Source organism: Spirosoma humi (genome assembly GCF_054776575.1).
Window position 1 is genome coordinate 1,063,590 of record NZ_BAAHBR010000008.1, and the last position, 18,042, is coordinate 1,081,631.

At 51.7% G+C, this 18,042-nt stretch carries 13 protein-coding genes; 5 read left to right on the plus strand and 8 right to left on the minus strand.

Annotation, left to right across the window (positions count from 1 at the left end; genetic code table 11):
- Positions 1 to 93: 93 nt before the first annotated feature.
- Positions 94 to 1,797, plus strand: coding sequence for a tetratricopeptide repeat protein (locus tag ACYU8Y_RS13205; protein WP_460937883.1), 1,704 nt, complete (start codon positions 94 to 96; stop codon positions 1,795 to 1,797).
- A gap of 124 nt (positions 1,798 to 1,921) precedes the next feature.
- On the opposite strand, the gene ACYU8Y_RS13210 is transcribed toward ACYU8Y_RS13205, so the two are convergent.
- From ACYU8Y_RS13210 to ACYU8Y_RS13240, 7 genes are all read right to left on the minus strand, one after another.
- Complete coding sequence (locus tag ACYU8Y_RS13210) at positions 1,922 to 2,635, minus strand: rhodanese-like domain-containing protein (RefSeq protein WP_460937885.1); 714 nt, start codon at positions 2,633 to 2,635, stop codon at positions 1,922 to 1,924.
- Positions 2,636 to 2,674: 39 nt separating this feature from the next.
- Positions 2,675 to 4,345 carry an arylsulfatase gene (locus ACYU8Y_RS13215; protein WP_460937887.1) on the minus strand — a complete coding sequence of 557 codons (1,671 nt, stop codon included), beginning with the start codon at positions 4,343 to 4,345 and terminating at the stop codon, positions 2,675 to 2,677.
- 57 nt (positions 4,346 to 4,402) lie between these two features.
- Complete coding sequence (locus ACYU8Y_RS13220; protein WP_460937889.1) at positions 4,403 to 5,797, minus strand: sulfatase family protein; 1,395 nt, start codon at positions 5,795 to 5,797, stop codon at positions 4,403 to 4,405.
- A gap of 44 nt (positions 5,798 to 5,841) precedes the next feature.
- On the minus strand, positions 5,842 to 7,407 hold the full coding sequence (locus ACYU8Y_RS13225) for a RagB/SusD family nutrient uptake outer membrane protein (protein WP_460937891.1): 1,566 nt from the start codon (positions 7,405 to 7,407) through the stop codon (positions 5,842 to 5,844).
- 24 nt (positions 7,408 to 7,431) lie between these two features.
- Entirely contained in the window at positions 7,432 to 10,503 is a 3,072-nt protein-coding gene (locus ACYU8Y_RS13230; protein ID WP_460937893.1) for a SusC/RagA family TonB-linked outer membrane protein, read from the minus strand.
- 175 nt (positions 10,504 to 10,678) lie between these two features.
- Entirely contained in the window at positions 10,679 to 11,797 is a 1,119-nt protein-coding gene (locus tag ACYU8Y_RS13235; RefSeq protein WP_460937895.1) for a formylglycine-generating enzyme family protein, read from the minus strand.
- Positions 11,798 to 11,809: 12 nt separating this feature from the next.
- A complete protein-coding gene (locus ACYU8Y_RS13240) occupies positions 11,810 to 12,877 on the minus strand; it encodes a sterol desaturase family protein (RefSeq protein WP_460937897.1) in 1,068 nt (355 codons plus the stop codon).
- 1,116 nt (positions 12,878 to 13,993) lie between these two features.
- On the opposite strand from ACYU8Y_RS13240, the gene ACYU8Y_RS13245 reads away from it, so the two are divergent.
- The 3 genes from ACYU8Y_RS13245 (at position 13,994) to ACYU8Y_RS13255 (ending at position 16,611) form a co-directional block, all read left to right on the plus strand.
- Positions 13,994 to 14,797: an FkbM family methyltransferase gene (locus tag ACYU8Y_RS13245; RefSeq protein ID WP_460937899.1), complete on the plus strand. Its 804-nt coding sequence runs from the start codon at positions 13,994 to 13,996 to the stop codon at positions 14,795 to 14,797.
- A gap of 92 nt (positions 14,798 to 14,889) precedes the next feature.
- On the plus strand, positions 14,890 to 15,945 hold the full coding sequence (locus ACYU8Y_RS13250; RefSeq protein WP_460937901.1) for a nucleoside hydrolase: 1,056 nt from the start codon (positions 14,890 to 14,892) through the stop codon (positions 15,943 to 15,945).
- A gap of 204 nt (positions 15,946 to 16,149) precedes the next feature.
- Complete coding sequence (locus ACYU8Y_RS13255; RefSeq protein ID WP_460937903.1) at positions 16,150 to 16,611, plus strand: response regulator; 462 nt, start codon at positions 16,150 to 16,152, stop codon at positions 16,609 to 16,611.
- Here the strand turns inward: ACYU8Y_RS13255 and ACYU8Y_RS13260 are convergent.
- Positions 16,608 to 16,919 carry a hypothetical protein gene (locus ACYU8Y_RS13260; RefSeq protein ID WP_460937905.1) on the minus strand — a complete coding sequence of 104 codons (312 nt, stop codon included), beginning with the start codon at positions 16,917 to 16,919 and terminating at the stop codon, positions 16,608 to 16,610. The genes ACYU8Y_RS13255 and ACYU8Y_RS13260 overlap by 4 nt on opposite strands.
- 218 nt (positions 16,920 to 17,137) lie before the next feature.
- Between ACYU8Y_RS13260 and ACYU8Y_RS13265 the strand changes: the two genes are divergently transcribed.
- The gene (locus ACYU8Y_RS13265; RefSeq protein ID WP_460937907.1) at positions 17,138 to 18,025 is read left to right on the plus strand and encodes a Nif3-like dinuclear metal center hexameric protein; all 888 of its coding nucleotides are present in this window, start codon (positions 17,138 to 17,140) and stop codon (positions 18,023 to 18,025) included.
- Positions 18,026 to 18,042 lie beyond the last annotated feature (17 nt).

The following is an 18,042-nucleotide window of genomic DNA, read 5'->3' on the forward strand; positions in this document are numbered from 1 at the left end:
AACGTCTTACACAGGCCTGTTTACCCGAAAAGCCTGTCCTATGTTTTGACGCAACCAGCTGAACGTTTATATTCAGCCAACTAACAGCAGGGCATGATGACGCGCCGAAAATCCTCGAAAATCGTTTTAGTAGCTGCTCCTTTGGCGGCCTTGTTTTTGTTTAACTCAGCCCGTAGTCTGGTTTCAGATCGAGCCAACGCCATACCACTTTGCGGATACGGAACCGATGGGCGTATCAGCCGGATGGAAAACGGGAAGTTTATCGTTCCCCTGCCGGGCTGGGGAAACTACTCGTACAAGATTACTACCACCAGCGACAGTGCTCAGTTCTATTTTGATCAGGGCCTGACGATGTACTACAGCTACCACATGAAAGAAGCGATGGCTTCGTTTAAGGAAGCGGCTCGCCTTGACCCCACTTGCCCGATGGCCTGGTGGGGACAGGCGCTGGCGGGTGGACCCTACTACAATGCCGCTCATTCATATACGGTTCCGGCAGATATGCCCGCTATTGTGGCGCGCATGAACGAACTGGCTCCGAAGGCCAACCCGAAAGAGAAAAAGCTGATTCAGGTGATGAATACCCGCTATGCCCTCGACACGGATGCTGATCGGAAAAAGCTCAATCAGGCGTATGCATCGGCTACCCGGCAACTACTGTCCGAGTTCGATGACCCAGATATAAAAATGCTTTATGTCGATGCCATCATGCTGATACACGCCTGGGATTTCTGGACGAGCGAGGGAACCCCTAAAGCCTGGACCCAGGAGGTCGTGAACCTGTGCGAAGCCGTTCTCAAAGAGCACCCTGATCATCCGGCGGCCCTGCATTATCAGATTCACCTGACCGAAGCATCCCGGCAGCCACAGGTAGCTTTGGCCAACGCCGATAAGCTCAAAACATTACTTCCGGGGGTGGCCCACATGGTGCACATGGCGAGTCACGAATACCAGCGCAATGGCCTGTTTGCCCAAGGGGTGACCGTCAACGACGATGCGGATGATAATCTGTTGCGGTATGATTCACTGGCGTCCAACCTTAGCCTGGTGAAGCATTCATCCCACTATTTTGCTGTTCAGACCTACTGCGCCCTGACCGGTGGGATGTACAAAACGGGTTTGACCGATGCCCTGCGCTGCCGCAAATCGGTCGCTCCAACGCCCGAGAATACTTACGATCAATACCTGTACATGCTGCCCTCGCTAACGCTGGTGAGGCTGGGTAAGTGGAAAGAGATTTTAGCGACGGAGAAACCAACCGAAACCTGGGGATACGCCAGCCTGCTGGATCATTTTTCACGGGGTATGGCGCTGGTCAGTACGGGGAAAATTACGGAGGCAAAAAAAGAAAGTCAGCAACTTCAGGAACGATTGAAAGACCCGATTCTTGAGAAACGGCGGATACCGTTCAATGCTCCGCTTCCGGTGGCCCAAATCGCCGATCATATTCTGGCATCGGCTATCCTGGTTGCCGAACAGAAACCCGAGCAGGCGGTGACCAGCCTTCAACGGGCTATTACCCTGGAAGATCAACTAATTTATACGGAACCTGCCGACTGGCCTTTACCCGTCCGGCAGTTCCTGGGTGCGTATTTACTACAACTGAATAAAGTGAAAGAAGCCGAAGCCGTGTATCGCCAGGACTTGGTGCATCATCCGGGCAATGGCTGGTCTTTGGTAGGGCTTCATAAAGCGCTTAGCCATCAGCGCAAATCCGCCGAATTGGTGAAAATCGAGACGGATTACCGGTCCGCCTTTTCGAAGGCTGAGCACATCCCTACGGCTTCTGTTTATTGATTTTTGCGTGATTGCTTACCGGCAGCAATATTGCCTTTTTACCACCGGCGCCGGCCGCCCGGCCCAACCCCCTCCTGTTTTAGGAGGGGTTGGGCCGGGCGGCCGGCGCTTACTTGCTTCATGTCTACCTTGCCGCAACCAGCTTGGTGTCAAGCTCTGTTTTTAAGTCGGTCAGGCCAGCACGCTTGAGGACGATTTCGCCTTGTTTGTACAGGATCAGATAGGGGAAAGACGAAACCGTTTTCAACGATGCGATCAGCGCCGGGCTTTCTTCCAGCTCAATTTCAACAATCGTCAATGCGTCGCCGTGTTGTTGACGAAGGGTTTCCAGAATGGGCTTCACCTTTTTGCATGAGCCACAGTATTTGGAGCCAATATCGACCAGAACCAGTTTGTTACTGGCCAGAATCTGGTTGTATTCGGTTAACGTCAGTCCCTTTTTGGCCGTACTGTAGAGCGGATTGCCGCTACCGGTCCAGGCACCGATTCCCCCATCGAGCACATACACCTCACGAAATCCCTTTTTGCGCAGGTCCGTTGCCAGGGCAACGCTTCGACCATTGGCAATGGAGTATATAAATACGGGCTTCGACTGGCTGATGCCTTTTACCAGGGTTTCGTAACCTTCGGTTTGCAGGTTGACATTGATGGCATCCGGGATATGGTTCAACGCAAATTCTTCGGCGCTCCGGGCGTCAATCAATTGAGGAATAGTCTGCGCTTTCACCTTAGCGGCAAACTGATCAATGGGTAACAAACCCTCCGGTTTTTCGGGTTGAGCAAAGGCTAGCGAAACGAAGCCCACCAGGATAAGTAGGGACAAAAATTGCTTTTTCATGCGATTGATTGGTTTGTTTATACTGCTTTCGAGACTTGGTTAATTCGTAGTCCGGGTGGCCGTTTGACCGGGAATGACATCGTTTTGAGGCTTGATTCGGTCGTAGTCTACCACGCCGGTTCGTTCGGCCCAGCGAACATAATCGGCCGCCAGTTCATTGACGATTTCGGGCCGGGCATCGGCCAGGTTGCTTACTTCGCCCCGGTCTTTTTCGAGGTCGTAGAGTTCCCATTTGTAGCTGGGGTAGGTCGAAAGGATTTTCCATTTTCCCTTCCGAACGGCGCGGTTACCGGCCCGTTCCCAGAAAATAGGTTCGCCCCGGTCTACCTCGCTGGCCTGCCCGAACAAAACCGGCAGCAGGCTTTTGCCCACCAACGGGTTTGTTTTTACACCCTTGTAAGCTGTGGGATACGGAATTTCCGCCAATTCGTAGAAGGTAGGAGCGAGGTCGATCAGATGACCGGTCCCCTTGACAATACTCCCCGGTTTGATGCGTTTGGGATACCAGCCGATAAACGAAGTACCGAAGCCGCCTTCGTGAAAGTTGTTTTTGTACTGCCGCAGCGGTGTGTTCGACAAATACGCCCAGTTTTGCTCCTGATAATCGAACGAGCCCGCCGTTCCTACCGGCCCACTGTTCCGAACAAGGCCCCGGCGCAGTGGGCTGTAACTGGTAAATCCACCCTGAGCCCCGTTATCCGATAAAAAGATAATGAGTGTATTCTCGTCCTGCCTGAGCTCTTTGAGCTTGGCCAGCACTTTGCCCACGTTCTGGTCCATCCGGTCGACCATCGCGGCATAAACTTCCATCTTCGCTTTCCAGAATTGCTTTTCGTCGTAGGTGAGTTTGTTCCAGTACGGCACCTCGGGATCGTGGGGAGCAATGCTTTGGTTGTCGGTCAGAATGCCGAGTTCCTTCTGGCGTTTCAGGCGTTCGACACGCAGTGAATCCCAGCCTGAATCGTACCGGCCTTTGTATTTGGCAATGTCTTCGGGCAGGGCCTGTAGTGGCCAGTGGGGAGCTGTGAAGGCTACGTATAGAAAGAATGGCTTGTTTTCGCTCTTTTGTTCGTCCAAGAACTGAACGGCATTGTTGCCAATCTCATCCGTGAAGTAGTAAGAGTTGTCTTTTGGGTACTGCCGAACGTTATTTTTGATGAGGGCCACCGGGTAGGGGCTGTTACCAAACGGGAGCGGCTTCACATCGAAATAGTCCGATGCGCCACCCAGAATTCCGTAGAATTTGTCGAAACCCCGCTGGTTAGGCCACGACAGGCTGTCGCGCCCCACATGCCATTTTCCCGACATCAGCGTGCTGTAGCCGCCCGACCGAAAGACTTCGCCCAGTGTCAGCGACTCCCGGTTTAAATAGCCCTGATAAGCGGGTAAGCCCAGATTGACGTCGAAATAACCGACGCCCGCTTTATGTTGGTACTGGCCCGTCAGCAGCGATGCCCGTGTGGGTGCGCAGATGGAGTTGTTGTAAAATTCGCGGAGCCGAATTCCTTCCTTGGCTAGTCGGTCGAGGTTGGGCGTGTTAATCTCGGAGCCATAAATGCCCAGGTCAGAATATCCCATATCGTCGACCATGATCAGCACGATATTGGGTTTGTCGGCCGTCGATTTGGCCGGTATTCGTGGTTTTTGCTGCGCCACTGAGGCTACTATCACAAAGGCTGACAGTGCCATGCTGCAAAGATATCGGTTCATAATTCGCTGGTTTTTTATGTAGCGCGGACCGTATGGGCGATCCCGATCCTGTCCGTGCTACTGTTTCTTGGATAGAGCCTGTCGTTGCTGGTATTTTTTGATATGCGAATCATCGGCGGGCATCCGCTGAGGTAACGTTGGGGGTGTTTTGCCGATGCGCTGAGTAAAGGCCTCCAGCGCGCGCTGGAGTTCGTTCACTTTCTCCGGGTGTGCGGCATACAGGTTCTTCGTCTCGCCAATGTCTTCTTTCAGGTTGAACAGCAACGGTTCGTCGGCTGTACTTTTCTGGCCATTCAGGTAGTTGGTCACCGTGGCATGGGGCAAATGCAGTTTCCAGTCTCCTTTGCGGAAGGCTTCAATCTGCCCGTTGGAATAATAGGTGAACTCATCTCCTTGCCGTTTGCCCGTGCCCAGCAGTACGGCGCTAATGTCTTCGCCATCCAACGAGTTTTTAGGTTTTAAACTTGCTTCACCCGCCAGTTTAAGAAAAGTAGGAAAGATGTCCAGTTGCAACCCAAGGTCGTTGTTCACCGTACCCGGCTTGATTTTAGACGGCCAGGAGAATACGGTTGGTACCCGTTGCCCGCCTTCGAACGTGGTTCCTTTGCCTTCGCGCAGCGGCCCACCCGAACCCCCTTCCAGGTCAAAGATCAACCACGGTCCGTTATCGCTCGTAAAGACGACCAGCGTGTTTTCGTCCAGACCATTTTTCTTCAGTGAATTCACGACTTCGCCGACGCTCCAGTCCAGTTCCTCAATTACGTCGCCATACAGTCCCCGTTTCGATTTACCTTCAAATTGGGGCGAGGCATAGATGGGTACGTGCGGCATGTTGTGCGCCAGATACAGGAAAAACGGCTCGTTTTTGTGGTGATCGATGAACTTGATGGCTTCCTCGGTATAGGTTTTAGTCGTGAAATGCTGGTCTACTTTGTAGGTTTCAACGTCGTTCCCGCGCAGATAGACCACGCCCTGCATGTCGTTGCTGTATGGTATGCCGAAGTATTCATCGAAGCCGTTTTGCAGGGGCAGAAATTGATGATGATGGCCCAGATGCCATTTTCCGACGATACCGGTTTTATACCCTTTCTCTTTCAGCGCTTCGGCCAGTGTCACTTCCTGACTGGGAATGCCGGTGAAGCTTTCCGGAAAAAACACATGGTCGATTCCCTGCCGGCGCGGATACCGGCCCGTCAGTAACCCGAAGCGGGTTGGCGTGCAAACCGGCGAGGTGGAATAAAAATCGGTGAACTTGAGGCCGTTGGTTGCCAGCCGATCAATGTTTGGGGTCCGCACATCCGTCGCCCCAAAGGTGCCGATATCGCCGTAGCCTAAGTCGTCGGCCAGAATAATGACAAAGTTGGGCTTGCGGACTGCCTTCTGGGCCAGAAGTACATTGGCTGTCGTCAGAATGAGCGAAAGCGCAAGGGGTATGTATCTGATGCTGATCATGGTCGTGTTTGTTTCGTCTTGGTTCAGGCGGGAAGTGGGCACAACTACCAGCCCGTATTCTGTACTAGTTTGGCGTTATTGTCCAGTTCGGATTGCGGAATGGGATACAGCCGGTGGAAATCTTTCGCATTCGTTTTGCCCACTTTCTGCAGGTTGGCCACGAAAGTGCTGTTGCCCGATGCGTCTTTCTGCCGAATCAAATCGAACCAGCGCTGGTACTCGAAGACCAGTTCCAGCCGACGGTCGAGGTACACCGCTTCCCGGAACTGATCTTTGGTCAGGCCCGGCGCCAGGTCGGGTAAGCCTGCCCGGTTGCGTACTTTATTCAGGGATTTGTAGGCTTTGGCGGTCGGACCATTGGCTTCGTTTTCGGCTTCGGCATGAATCAGCAATAATTCAGCGTAGCGAATGATGGCTACGTTCGCAGCCGATTCATTGGTCAGCGCCGTTGCGTTCGGGTCCCAGGTCTTGTTGAAAAACGGGGTAGAGTCATTGGCAACGGCCGCATTGGCAATCGGTAAGCCGAACTTACGACCACTGGTCGGGCTGGTGAAGCTGGTTACAAACGTGACGCGTTTCCGCTTGTCGGTAGGTTGGTAGAGCTTGAAGACGCTGAAAAACTTATCGTTCCCAACGGTATAAAACCGGACCATATCGGCGTACGAACCCGTTAGGCCAGGGATGCCGGTCAGGATGGAGCGCGGGTTCTGGTTGTTGCCCTGCCCCAGCGAATTCGACTTGAACTGCGCTGAGAAAATATGTTCTTTCCCGTTTTTGGTAGCGGGTAAGAAAACGTCGGCAAAATTACTGAACAGCTCATACCCGTAACTGCCGGTACCGCCGTCGGCGGGGGACAATGCTTCTTCGGCTACCCGGACGGCATCCTGATAGTGCGCGGAAATAGCGAGTGGCAACGACGCTTTCGTCAGATACACTTTCGCCAATAGTGCTTTCGCGGCACCGGCTGTTGCCCGCCCCACATCGGGCGAACTGTAAGCCGCCGGGAGCACAGCCGCGGCTTCGGTCAGGTCCTTCTCGATCAGAGCGTAAACCTCTTTTGACGGTGACTTCGCAATGGCGTAATCGGAGGCCGATATAAATGTCTGATACGTCGTGATCAGCGGAACGTCACCGTATAAACGCACCAGATTGAAGTAATACAAAGCCCGCAGAAACTTGGTCTCACCAAGTAACCGGCTCCTCAACGCATTGTCGAAATTGATACCCGGCACTTTCTCCAGCACAACGTTGGCTTTCTTGATGGCTGCGTAATGCTGCTGCCAGATTTCGTATATTCGTAGGTTTGTGGACGAATGGGCCAAGACGGCCAGCGAGCGGACGTCGGGGTTGGTGGCTCCTGGCCCCGGATCTTCGTCATCACCGGCAAAGTTCATCCCGGTATTGAACAGGGTATTGTAGGGGGTTTGAATGGTGCTACCTCCCGAGTTGAGGAAGAAATAAACGGCGTTGACGGCTGTAATGGCATCGGCCTGGGTTTTGTAATATTGATCTTCCGAAATAAATGCCTCCGGACTTTCGGTTAAAAATTCGTGGCAGGAGGTGGTTGCCAATAACGTAGCCGCCACCACGATGTATGTCAGTGATTTCATGAGCGAATCAATTTTTTCGGGGAATTAAAGCGAGAGTGACAGACCAACCTGGTAGGATTTGTTGTTTGGGTACACACCCGAGTCAACACCTTTGTTGATCAGCGACTGGCCGTTCAGACTGACTTCGGGGTCGTAGCCGGTGTAGTTGGTCCAGGTGGCCGCATTCTGAGCCGATACGTAGACCCGCAAATTCTTGATGTTTGCTTTCGCCAGCACGGCCTTCGGGATGGTATAGCCGAATGAAATATTTTTCAGCCGGTAGTAGGTCGCGTCTTCAATGAAGCGGTCGGAGATGGTGATGGCAGGATCCTGATAAGCCGCTTTTACATCGGTGTTCGTATGGGTTGGTGTCCACCGGTTAAGCAGATCGCGGGAGGCATTGGTGTAGCCCGTTCCTAGTTCCAGGTTGGCGCGGTTGGCGTTGTAGAGTTTGCCGCCAATGCTTCCCTGCAAAAAGATGGACAGCTCGAACCCCTTGTAGCTGAACGTATTGGTAAGGCCTGCCGTAAAGCCGGGCTGATTGGCGATCACCACCCGGTCACCCGCCTGCGTAATGATACCGTCGCCGTTAATGTCTTTGTATTTCTGGCCTCCGGGGCTTTTGTTGGCCTGTGGGGTTAGCGCAGCGTCGCCGTTCTGAATCACGCCATCGGTCTGGTAAACGATGAATGACCCAAGCGGATACCCTACTTTGGCAATGGATGGAGCCGAAATGTCCGGAATAATCTGTGAGACGCCATCGCCCAGACTAAGAATGGTATTGTTGTTTTTGGAATAGATCAGAATGGTATTCCATTTGAGGTTGCCGGTCAGGTTGTGCGACTTGACGTACAGTTCAACCCCTTTGTTCGATACGGCCCCGATGTTCTGGTAGATAGTGGAGGCTTGCCCACCGTAAAAATTCGACAAACCCGACGTGCCCGGAACCGTGCGGCTGAGGAGCAAGTCGGTTGTTTTTTTGTAATAATAATCGGCTACGATCTCGATGCGATTATTGAGCAGGCCGAGGTCAATGCCCCCGTCGATCTGAAACGTTTTTTCCCAGCCCAGATTCGGGTTCGGAACGGTGCTGGGGGCATAACCGGAAACCGTCGTATTCGAGAAGTTGTACCGGTAATAAGCCAGTTGCGAGAGCGACTGATAGGGGGGGATGCTCTGGTTCCCCGTGAGTCCCGCACTCAGCCGGACCTTCAGCGAGCTGACATTCGGTACGTTGGTGAAGAACTTCTCGTTGCTTACGTTCCAGCCGAAAGCTGCCGATGGGAAATAGCCCCATTTGTTTCCTTCGCCAAACCGCGATGAGCCGTCGGCCCGAACTGTAAGGGTCAATAAGTAACGGTCGTCAAAACCGTAGTTAATCCGGCCAAGATAGGAGGCAAGCGCCCACTTACTCGCAAAGGAACTAGGCGTCCGGTTCGTAATGCCCGTGCCTAAGTTGTTGTAGGACAAGGCATCCGTCGAAAAGCCAGCGGCTTCGGCCACGGCCCCTTTGGCGTCCGACTGCTGTGCGGTGAACCCAACAACCGCGTTGATTTTGCTCTTCGGGCTGATTTGCCGCTCATAACTCAGCGTGTTCTCATTCAGCCAGTTCGTCGTAAACACCGAGCCAACGATAGCATCGCCCTGGAGTGCAAGCCCCTCGGCGGTCGAGCTGGGCAGGTAGCGGTTTTGCTTGTTGTCGACGATGTCGATGCCAAACAGGACTTTAGCTTTGAGCGCATCCGTGATGCTGTATTCGGCCGCTACGTTCCCCAGAATCCGGTTGGTTATCGTCTCGTTGAGCTGGTTATACAGGGAGTTGATTGGGTTCTGAAGGCCTGATTCAAATGGGCTATTGACAACAAACGTACCGTCACTTCGGTAAATGGGCAATGCAGGTGGAGTGAGCAATAGGTTGCCAACGATCGCTGCCGGAGCCACATTCGACTTTGTGTTACTGGCGGTTAAGTTGGCACTGAGCCGTAGTTTTTTGCTGTACTCATGATCCAGATTGATGCGCCCCGAGAAGCGCTTGAAATCCGTGTTTTGTAGAATCCCGTCCTGCTTAAAATAGTTGCCTGAAATCGCCAGCCGTGTTCGTTCGGAACCCGACAGCACCGATAGGTTGTGGTTCTGAATGGAAGCCTGCCGAAAAGCTGCGGCCTGCCAGTCGGTTCCGGCGCCCGTTGTATCCAGCGAGTAACCGTTTACGGAAGGCAACGAAGTCGTCTTTCCCGAATTTTGGGCCGCATCCTTCCGCAGTTGCCACCACTCGCCCGCGTTGAGCAGTGGAATGGTGCGAATCACGCTCTGAACCCCATAATAGCCGTCATAATTAACCGACGACTTGCCTTTCGTACCGTTTTTGGTGGTGATGATCACTACCCCATTGGCCCCCCGTGAGCCGTAGATCGCCGTTGCCGACGCGTCTTTGAGGACATCAATCGTTTCAATATCGGAGGTATTTATCGACGACAGTGGATTGATCTTCGAGCCGTTGGTTACGCCCGCATCGTTCAGCGAGTAATCATTGTTAATCGGAAACCCGTCGATCACGTACAGTGGATCGCTGCCCGCCGTAATGGAGTTGTTGCCCCGAATCTGTACACTAACGCCCCCGCCCGGCTGGCCCGAGGTCTGCGTCACGATGGCCCCCGCCACCGACCCCTGCAAAAGCCGCTCGACGGAGGCTACCGGCTGACTTTTAATTTCCAGCGGTACCGAAGCTATGGATCCGGTGATGTCGCTGCGCTTCTGTGTGCCGTACCCGACCACGACGACTTCACCCAACTGGCCCATGTTTTCTTCCAGTTCAATGTCGATGGTATTCGAGATGGCTGTTACTTCACGTGTTTTGAAGCCAACGTACGTGACAATGAGCGTGAACGGGAGGGTTTGGCCGGTTTTCAGGGTGAACTTTCCGGTGGCGTCCGTCGCGGCTCCGTTCGTGGTGCCCTTGATCTGAACCGTGGCCCCGATCAGAGGTTCTTTGGTCTTCTCGTCAACAATCCTGCCCGTCAGATTTGCGTTAATGACGGGTGTTGATCCCTGGGCAAGTAACCTTCCGGGCTGGACCAGAATCCATACCCATAGTAAGAATATAAAGCTTTTTTTCATTATCCAGTACTGGTTAGATAAACAATAATCCGACTGCCGAAGCGGGCACTGTGACGGTCGCGCTAACGACTGCCTAAATTCGGTTGCCTCCGGGCCTTGCTTTTGACAAGTCAGCCGCGGACGGTGGCCAAGGCGGCTGTCCTTTTTATGTAGTTGATGACGTGTAGGCTGAACGCTACAGGTTTCGGGGCGTTATTCCTGCCGAGCGTACGCACCGAAAGCCGAGGTTATTGCTGGCGCTGGTGGTTTCTCCTTTGCCCCGGCTACCCGCCTTGTAGCGAATACAGTACTGATCGCTGCACAGAAATGAGCCCCCACGCTGCACATGCTTTTCAGTTCCGGGTTCTTCCGGGTCGTTGCTATTAAGAGGTCCTTTGGGATTTACCGCCGGACTGTCGGCATAGTAATCAGGGCGGTATAGGTCGCTACACCACTCCCAAACATTGCCGTCCATGTCGTATAGGCCAATCGGATTTGCGGGAAATGACTTCACTGGGGAGGTGGTTTTAAAGCCATCTTCCTGCGTGTTTTTAACCGGAAAGGACCCCTGATAGATGTTCGCGACCCACTTGCCCTGCGGTTTGAGGGCGTTTCCCCAATAATATGTTGCCTTCTGCCGTCCGGCACGAGCCGCAAATTCCCATTCGGCTTCGGTTGGCAGCCGCTTGTGGGCCCATTTCGCATAAGCGGCTGCATCGTCGTAACAAACCTGTACAACGGGCTCGTTGCCTTTGCCAAGAATGGTGCTGTTGGGTCCTTGCGGATGCCGCCAGTTTGCCCCCGGAACATACTGCCACCACTGCAAGGGATTAGCTAATGAAACCGGTTGGGCAGGGGGGGTAAATACGGCCGAACCAGGCACCAGTTTGTCGGCGGGTACACCTGGATAAGCTATCGGATTCAGGGGTCGCTCGGCTACCGTACGATAACCGGTTGCTTTCACAAACGCGGCAAACTGGGCGTTGGTCACCTCGTGCGTATCCATCCAGAAACTGCTGACACGAACGTTATGAACAGGTTTTGCATCCGGAAACTCGGACGAACCCATCTGAAAGCTACCACCCCCGATCAACACCATATCGGTCGTATTCGACGCCTGGCCTGCTACCGAAACCGGGCTTGCCCGCAAAACGGCCGTTCGTGAAGGAACCCGACAGGTGGTTCCCTGGCAAAGTGTTACCAGCTTTTCAATGGAGGTTTCGGATCGTTTAGTCTCCGCGCTATTCCGGCCGATGAAGGCCGTAACGGGCACGAATAGAGCCACCGCCGGAACGAGTATCCTAACGAGTTTCATGGTTATGAGCTGTTAGGCGCTTACGAATTTGGGCTCTTGTTCCAGGTCGATCTCGTCACCTACTTCAGGGCCATCGGCGGCCAGTTCGCTGCCTTCTTTTTTCGACTTGAAAATGGGCCATAGAAACTGCGCGTACCATTCTTCCTCCTTATAAAATTTAATGCCGTACGAGGTCGGATACTGGCGCGTGATCAGCCCCGTGCCAAAGATGACATCCCATAGGAAAAACATATTGCCGAAGTTGCCTTTGTAGTTGCCAATGCCATCATCGGCACTGTCCGCATGGTGGGCATGGTGCGTTGCCGGAGTCGAAATCAAGCGTTCCAGTACCCAGGCAATGGGGTGTAAGATCCGGTATTTGTAGAAGGGTTTGTCCCAGGCAATGCTGCTATGCGCCGAGAGGGTAATCAGACTTTTTATCGCGGTCACAAACAGGGCAGGGTAGCCAAGGCCGAGGTAGATGAGCGTAGCCGTGAGGTAGGTTTGCGAGAAGAAAACAGTATAGATGAAATTCTGCCGGCTCGCCATGGCCATACCCATATACGGGGCTGAGTGATGCGTCCGGTGAAAGCGCCACATGAACGGAATCTGGTGGTGTAGCCGGTGGTACCAGTATTGTGTCAAATCGTCGGCCACGGCAATCAGGAAAAAGCCGCCCCAGAAGGGTACCCAGGAAAATACATTGGCGAAGCCGGGCAGCAGTGTTGGCAAGAGCGTCAGGCTGAAATACGCAACGACGGGGGGGATCAGGAATTTAGGAGCCAGAAAGCACACAATGTCTATTTTTCGCTCGGTCGATGTCCATTTATTGTCGTAAAGACCCAGCGCGAATTCAAGTACACCCAGGCCCAGCGCCAGCGCGATGAATCCCCAGGATTTCAGGTTTTTGAAAACCGGTTCCAGAAACGAGAGAAAAGCCGGAGCCGAAACGTGAGCATAGTCTTTCACCGGATTTTTCCAGGGCGTCTCGCCGGTATAGGTGAACCAGACAACCAGGGTTACTACGGGTAAGGCGTAGAGAAAAACGCTAATCAGCACATCCCGGCCGATTTTTTTGGAGAGAGGTAAGTCGAGAGCCATGATTCAGGGAGTTATTTGATTAATAAGAATTTGACCAGAGAAAGTCCACCGCCAAGAATGGCCAGTGGGATGGCGTAAATGAGGATACTTACCCCAATTTTTTTGGCTAGAATCTTGAGATCTTGGATTGCCATGTTGATTTTTCAGCTAAAAGTCAGTTAACTAGGCAGGCTATACGTAAGCCTGTCTCGACCGTGCGCCCTTTCCAAAAGAGCGGGCATGGGTGCGCTCATTGACCGCGGATTAGGGTACGATTGATTCTGCGGGTGGGCAAATCTGTTCGAAGTGGGGTAGAAGTCCACTGAAGAGCCTGCATTTCAAAAGCGACGGCTACCTCTTCAAATCAGTTAGTGTCCCACACCACAGAATCAACCGTAATGGATTGTAGGTGAGTGTACTTGGTTTAGTGGTCAATGGATATAAACCTAATTCTATAATTTCCTATCTAGTATATAGAATTTATATACTAATTGACTGTAAAAAAGGGTTTGTTGATGAAGAAGCTCATTAAGAATGAGTGAAGCAATCTTAGGCAGAAAAGCCGGGTGTCAAAAGCGGTGACGTGTCAACATGCACCGCATACACAAAGAGATTGTAGGTTTTCTCTTGTACTACGACAACAGCAAAGTGTAAAATGCTTACGCATACTGGTTAGTTATTTATAAGTTCGAAAACTAGCACCGATCCAATAGGAAGACAAGCGGCCAAAGGGTCCGGCTAATCCTTGCTGGTTGATCAGTTTAAATAACAACTACTTTGCAGGTAGTAATTGTAGGATACCTCAAAGGTAGGGGCGATTAGTTTTAAAAAACAAATATAAATCGAAAATTTTTTTAAGTAGCCTCATAAACAGCCAGTTAATTCTTGTTATTGACGTATTCTGTCGTGTTCATGCAACCGGAGAAAGGTGACAAAGCCGTCTTTCGTAAGTCAGAAATAAAGCTTGTCTCATCGGCGATGAGCAGGCTCTCTGGTAGCTATTGTGTTATAGGGAGCTTTTGACGTAAGGAAAAGCGTGTAGGTTTCGTCTTAACGACTCTCGCCGTCAATTTACCTTATTCGTCATTTTGCTTTACCGATTCAAATCAGCATTTACGTAACATTGACTCGATCTAAATGGAGAAAGTTGTACAACTGGCTAAACAACTAATGGGTATACACCCGCAACAAGGGGTCAAACCGCTCGCCCGATTAGCGTATTTAGGCTCTGCCTATAACGGCTACCACATTCCTGATTTTTTCCTAACCAAGGAATCAATCTGTTATTGTATTGGGGCGGGTGAAGATATTTCGCTCGACGTCGAACTCAAAACAAAGTATGATGCCCAGGTATTTATTTTTGATCCTACGCCTGAAGGCATTAACCATTTCGACCAGCTTAAGGAGCACACCGAAAAAGGGCAGTCGCTGACTATTCATAATGTGCCGCCCCATGATGGTGCTCCTTATACATACCAGCTAACCCCCGAGCAGATACGGAAAATGACGTTTGTCGACGTTGGCGTTTGGGATCAGCAAACAACGCTGAAATTCTTTGCCCCGGAAAAAGATAATTACGTATCCCGTTCCGTTTATCTGTTCAAAGAATCCGGTGATTACCTGGAAGCGCCCGTTGACCGATTAAGTAATTTGATGAAAACGCTCGGGCATTCGTCGGTTGATCTGGTCAAGCTGGAAATTGAAGGCGCTGAATACACGGTTATCGATACGATACTGGAGGATAAGCTCGATGTCAAAGTAATCTTAGTAGAGTTCGATGAAGTGCATAATTCCACCGATAAACTATTTCATTTCCGGATCAAAAAATCGTGTGATAAGTTAAAGAAAGCGGGTTACGTGCTGGTGCATTCTACCGAAAGTTTAAAACGTGCATTCGTGCGGGAAGATGTGTATAAACAGCTCAAAGCAGCCTATAAGTAGGTTTCAACGGTCTGCGCGTTTGCTACTATAGTTTATCGGTAAGGCCACACGCCATGGGCGTACCGACTCCTACTCAAAAATCAATTCGTCGTTTGAAAACAGGATATCCATCACTTGGCATTTTCGGTAATAAAAGTGCCTGTCTATGCTGGGTGCTGCTTCTGCTGTTGATGCCTGTAGTCACCAGAGGGCAACAAGCCGGTGGCGGAGCGACCGTCACCCCCAGAATGCGGGTGATTGTCGATAATGATTTTAGCGGAGACCCCGATGGCTTGTTTCAGCTAGCCCACTTGCTGTTGTCTCCTTCGGTTGATGTAAGGGCTATCATCGGCTCACACCTGCGGGTGGGCGATGGATTCGATAAGTCAACTACACAAGCGGATAATGCGGCTAAAAAAGCCCGTGAGCTTCTTCAGGTGATGGCCATTAAGAGTTCTATTCCGGTGATTGCGGGCTCAAATACAGGCATGATCAACGACACCACGCCCGTGAAAAGCGAAGCCGTTACGTTTATTGTCAACGAAGCCTTACGGACCGATACGCAATTGCCCTTGTATGTTCTTTGCGGAGCCGGGCTGACCGAGATTGCATCAGCCCTACTAAAGTCGCCCCAGATTGCCGACAAGCTGACGCTGATCTGGATTGGAGGTCCTGAATATGCTGATCTGGCCCTACCACCCCCCAACTACTCAGCGCTTGAGTACAACCTTAACATCGACCTTCCGGCAGCGCGGTTCATCTTTAATCGAACCCGATTGCCCATCTGGCAGGTCCCCAGAAATGCCTATCGACAAGCATTGTTGCCTTACTCACTCCTGCTGACCAGGGTGAGACCGCACGGAAAAATAGGGGCTTACCTGTGTACTGCGATTGAGGAGTTGATGACTCGCTTACAGCGCTATAAACTGGCAATCGGCGAAACATACATCCTGGGTGATAGCCCACTGGTCTTGCTGACGGCCCTGCAATCGTCCTTCGAGGCTGATCCCTCCTCGAGTGCCTACACCCTTAAACTGGCCCCCCGAATCAATTTGCAGGGCGGCTATGACTACAACCCGTCGGGGCGCCCGATTCGGGTTTATACCCAGTTGGACATTCCACTGATGCTGACTGATTTCTTCGCGAAGCTGGAACTCCTGAAACCTTAATACCGCCTGGTGTAATCCTACAGGTAATGCGTTACCAAAGGCACAGTATCAGTTGCTAGGACCGCAAAACAGAAATCAGTAAATTGCATGTAGTGACACGAAACATTTTTCTGACGCAGCCCGTTGAGAGTAGAGTGTTAACGCAGCCACTGCCACAAGGCACTAGTTATATATACTATATCTTCATACTATATTTCAGCATACGTGAGTAAACCAGCTACTCGGCAAAAACGAAAAACCAATCGACTTCCCATCTTAGTTATCGAAGATAATGCTGATCAGTGGCTCATCATCCGAGCAGTTCTCAATCAGTGTTTTCCCGAAGTAGAACCTACCTGGCTGAACCATGCCATGCAGGTAAGATCGTACGTTGACAATCAGGTCAGAGAAAAGGCCACTCTTCCACTGCTCATTTTAATGGACCTGTATTTACCCACACGGGCAGATGGCTTGAACCTACTGGAATTCATCAAAACTCATCCCGATTATCGGAAGATGCCGGTGGTTGTGCTTAGCGCGTCGAGTGCTCGTGAAGATATGGAGTTAGCCTACAGTTTCAGCATCGCTTCCTACCTGATTAAACCGGGGAGCTTTCACGACTGGCTAAATTGCTTTTATACTTTCCGGCGCTACTGGTGGGACACCGTTTCATTGCCTCTGCGTTAAGTATGCGGAAGCGCATTGACCGCGCTGGCAACCAGGGCCTGAATACGGAAGAAGGCGATTTGGTAATCTTCTTCCTGATCTTCCTCATAATGATCCAGCATCCCGGAGGCATATCGAAAACCCTGTTCATGCAGCATATGAACAGCCTCGCTGATAACCGGGTTGTCGGGATCCGCTTCTAATAAGCTCATAAACAGCGTCTTAATTCGTACGAAGCTGACCATTAGGGGGGCTGGACCATCGGTTGTTTTTATTCGTTGAAAAGCTTGATTTTCGGTAATGATAGTGGTGATCAGTGTTGTATTCATGAATCATTGTGTGGCTTTTCAGCCCCTGATGGCGGAGCAAATACGTAAAGATGAGCATACCCATTGACTAGACAGGCAGCCCGTTCACGTTCTACCGGGCAAATTTCCAGCAAGAACCGCTCATTTTTCCAGTAAGCCAATTATAATGTGTTAATTGGTACCTAAAATAACTGGGGACTTAGACAATCTGACTAACTGCCAAACGGCATCGCTAGCTGATGATGAATAAAAATCCAACCCGTCGCACGTTTCTGATGGCTTCGCTGGGCCTCACCGTTGTCAGGGCAGTCAAGCCTTTCAGCCCTCCGGCACTCACTGTTGGCCAAGTTATTGAACGCATCAAAACCAATGTAGGCATTCCATGGCGTGAGCAAACCGTCGATAATCTGATTGCGGGTACGTCCGAAATACCCGTAAAAGGAATTGCCGTCACCATGATGGCGACTCTGGATGTGCTGCAACGAGCCGCCAGCAAAGGACTTAATATGGTCATCACGCATGAGCCAACGTATTATTCCCATCAGGATCGTACGGAGCCGGTTCAGCAGGATTCGCTTTATCAGTTGAAGCGCGATTTTATCCAGCAGCACGGTATAGCTGTCTTTCATTTCCATGACCATTGGCACGGACGTCGGCCGGATGGTATTGCCACAGGGATGATTCGGGAATTAGGCTGGGAGAAGAACAACGACGCACAAAACCCCCGGTTGTTTACCTTTCCGGAAACATCGCTGGCTCGTTTCGCACAGGGCATAAGTACCCGGCTGGGTATTCGAACCATGCGAGTGATCGGGGATCCTCAGCTGCCGATCAGGCGGGTTATGGCCAGTTGGGGCAATGTCAGTCTGATGCCGGGGGTTCCTTACCTGGCGCAGGCCGATGTGCTGATCGTGGGAGAAACGCACGAGTGGGAACTGGTCGAGTATGTGCAGGATGCCATTACCTCCGGTCAGAAGAAGGCCCTGATTATACTGGGGCATTTAATTTCTGAGCAGGCCGGTATGAAATACTGTGCCGAATGGCTGAAAGGATTCATTCCGGAAACTCCCGTTGACTTCATTGCCGCGGCCGAGCCTTACTGGCGTCCCGATCATTCAGGGAAATAAAGCGTCATCGGCTCTTA

Excerpts from the sequence above, each read along its gene's own strand:
- ACYU8Y_RS13205 (WP_460937883.1), top strand. The coding sequence starts at position 94 with ATGATGACGCGCCGAAAATCCTCGAAAATCGTTTTAGTAGCTGCTCCT.
- ACYU8Y_RS13210 (WP_460937885.1), bottom strand. The coding sequence starts at position 2,635 with ATGAAAAAGCAATTTTTGTCCCTACTTATCCTGGTGGGCTTCGTTTCG.
- ACYU8Y_RS13215 (WP_460937887.1), bottom strand. The coding sequence starts at position 4,345 with ATGAACCGATATCTTTGCAGCATGGCACTGTCAGCCTTTGTGATAGTA.
- ACYU8Y_RS13220 (WP_460937889.1), bottom strand. The coding sequence starts at position 5,797 with ATGATCAGCATCAGATACATACCCCTTGCGCTTTCGCTCATTCTGACG.
- ACYU8Y_RS13225 (WP_460937891.1), bottom strand. The coding sequence starts at position 7,407 with ATGAAATCACTGACATACATCGTGGTGGCGGCTACGTTATTGGCAACC.
- ACYU8Y_RS13230 (WP_460937893.1), bottom strand. The coding sequence starts at position 10,503 with ATGAAAAAAAGCTTTATATTCTTACTATGGGTATGGATTCTGGTCCAG.
- ACYU8Y_RS13235 (WP_460937895.1), bottom strand. The coding sequence starts at position 11,797 with ATGAAACTCGTTAGGATACTCGTTCCGGCGGTGGCTCTATTCGTGCCC.
- ACYU8Y_RS13240 (WP_460937897.1), bottom strand. The coding sequence starts at position 12,877 with ATGGCTCTCGACTTACCTCTCTCCAAAAAAATCGGCCGGGATGTGCTG.
- ACYU8Y_RS13245 (WP_460937899.1), top strand. The coding sequence starts at position 13,994 with ATGGAGAAAGTTGTACAACTGGCTAAACAACTAATGGGTATACACCCG.
- ACYU8Y_RS13260 (WP_460937905.1), bottom strand. The coding sequence starts at position 16,919 with ATGAATACAACACTGATCACCACTATCATTACCGAAAATCAAGCTTTT.
- ACYU8Y_RS13265 (WP_460937907.1), top strand. The coding sequence starts at position 17,138 with ATGATGAATAAAAATCCAACCCGTCGCACGTTTCTGATGGCTTCGCTG.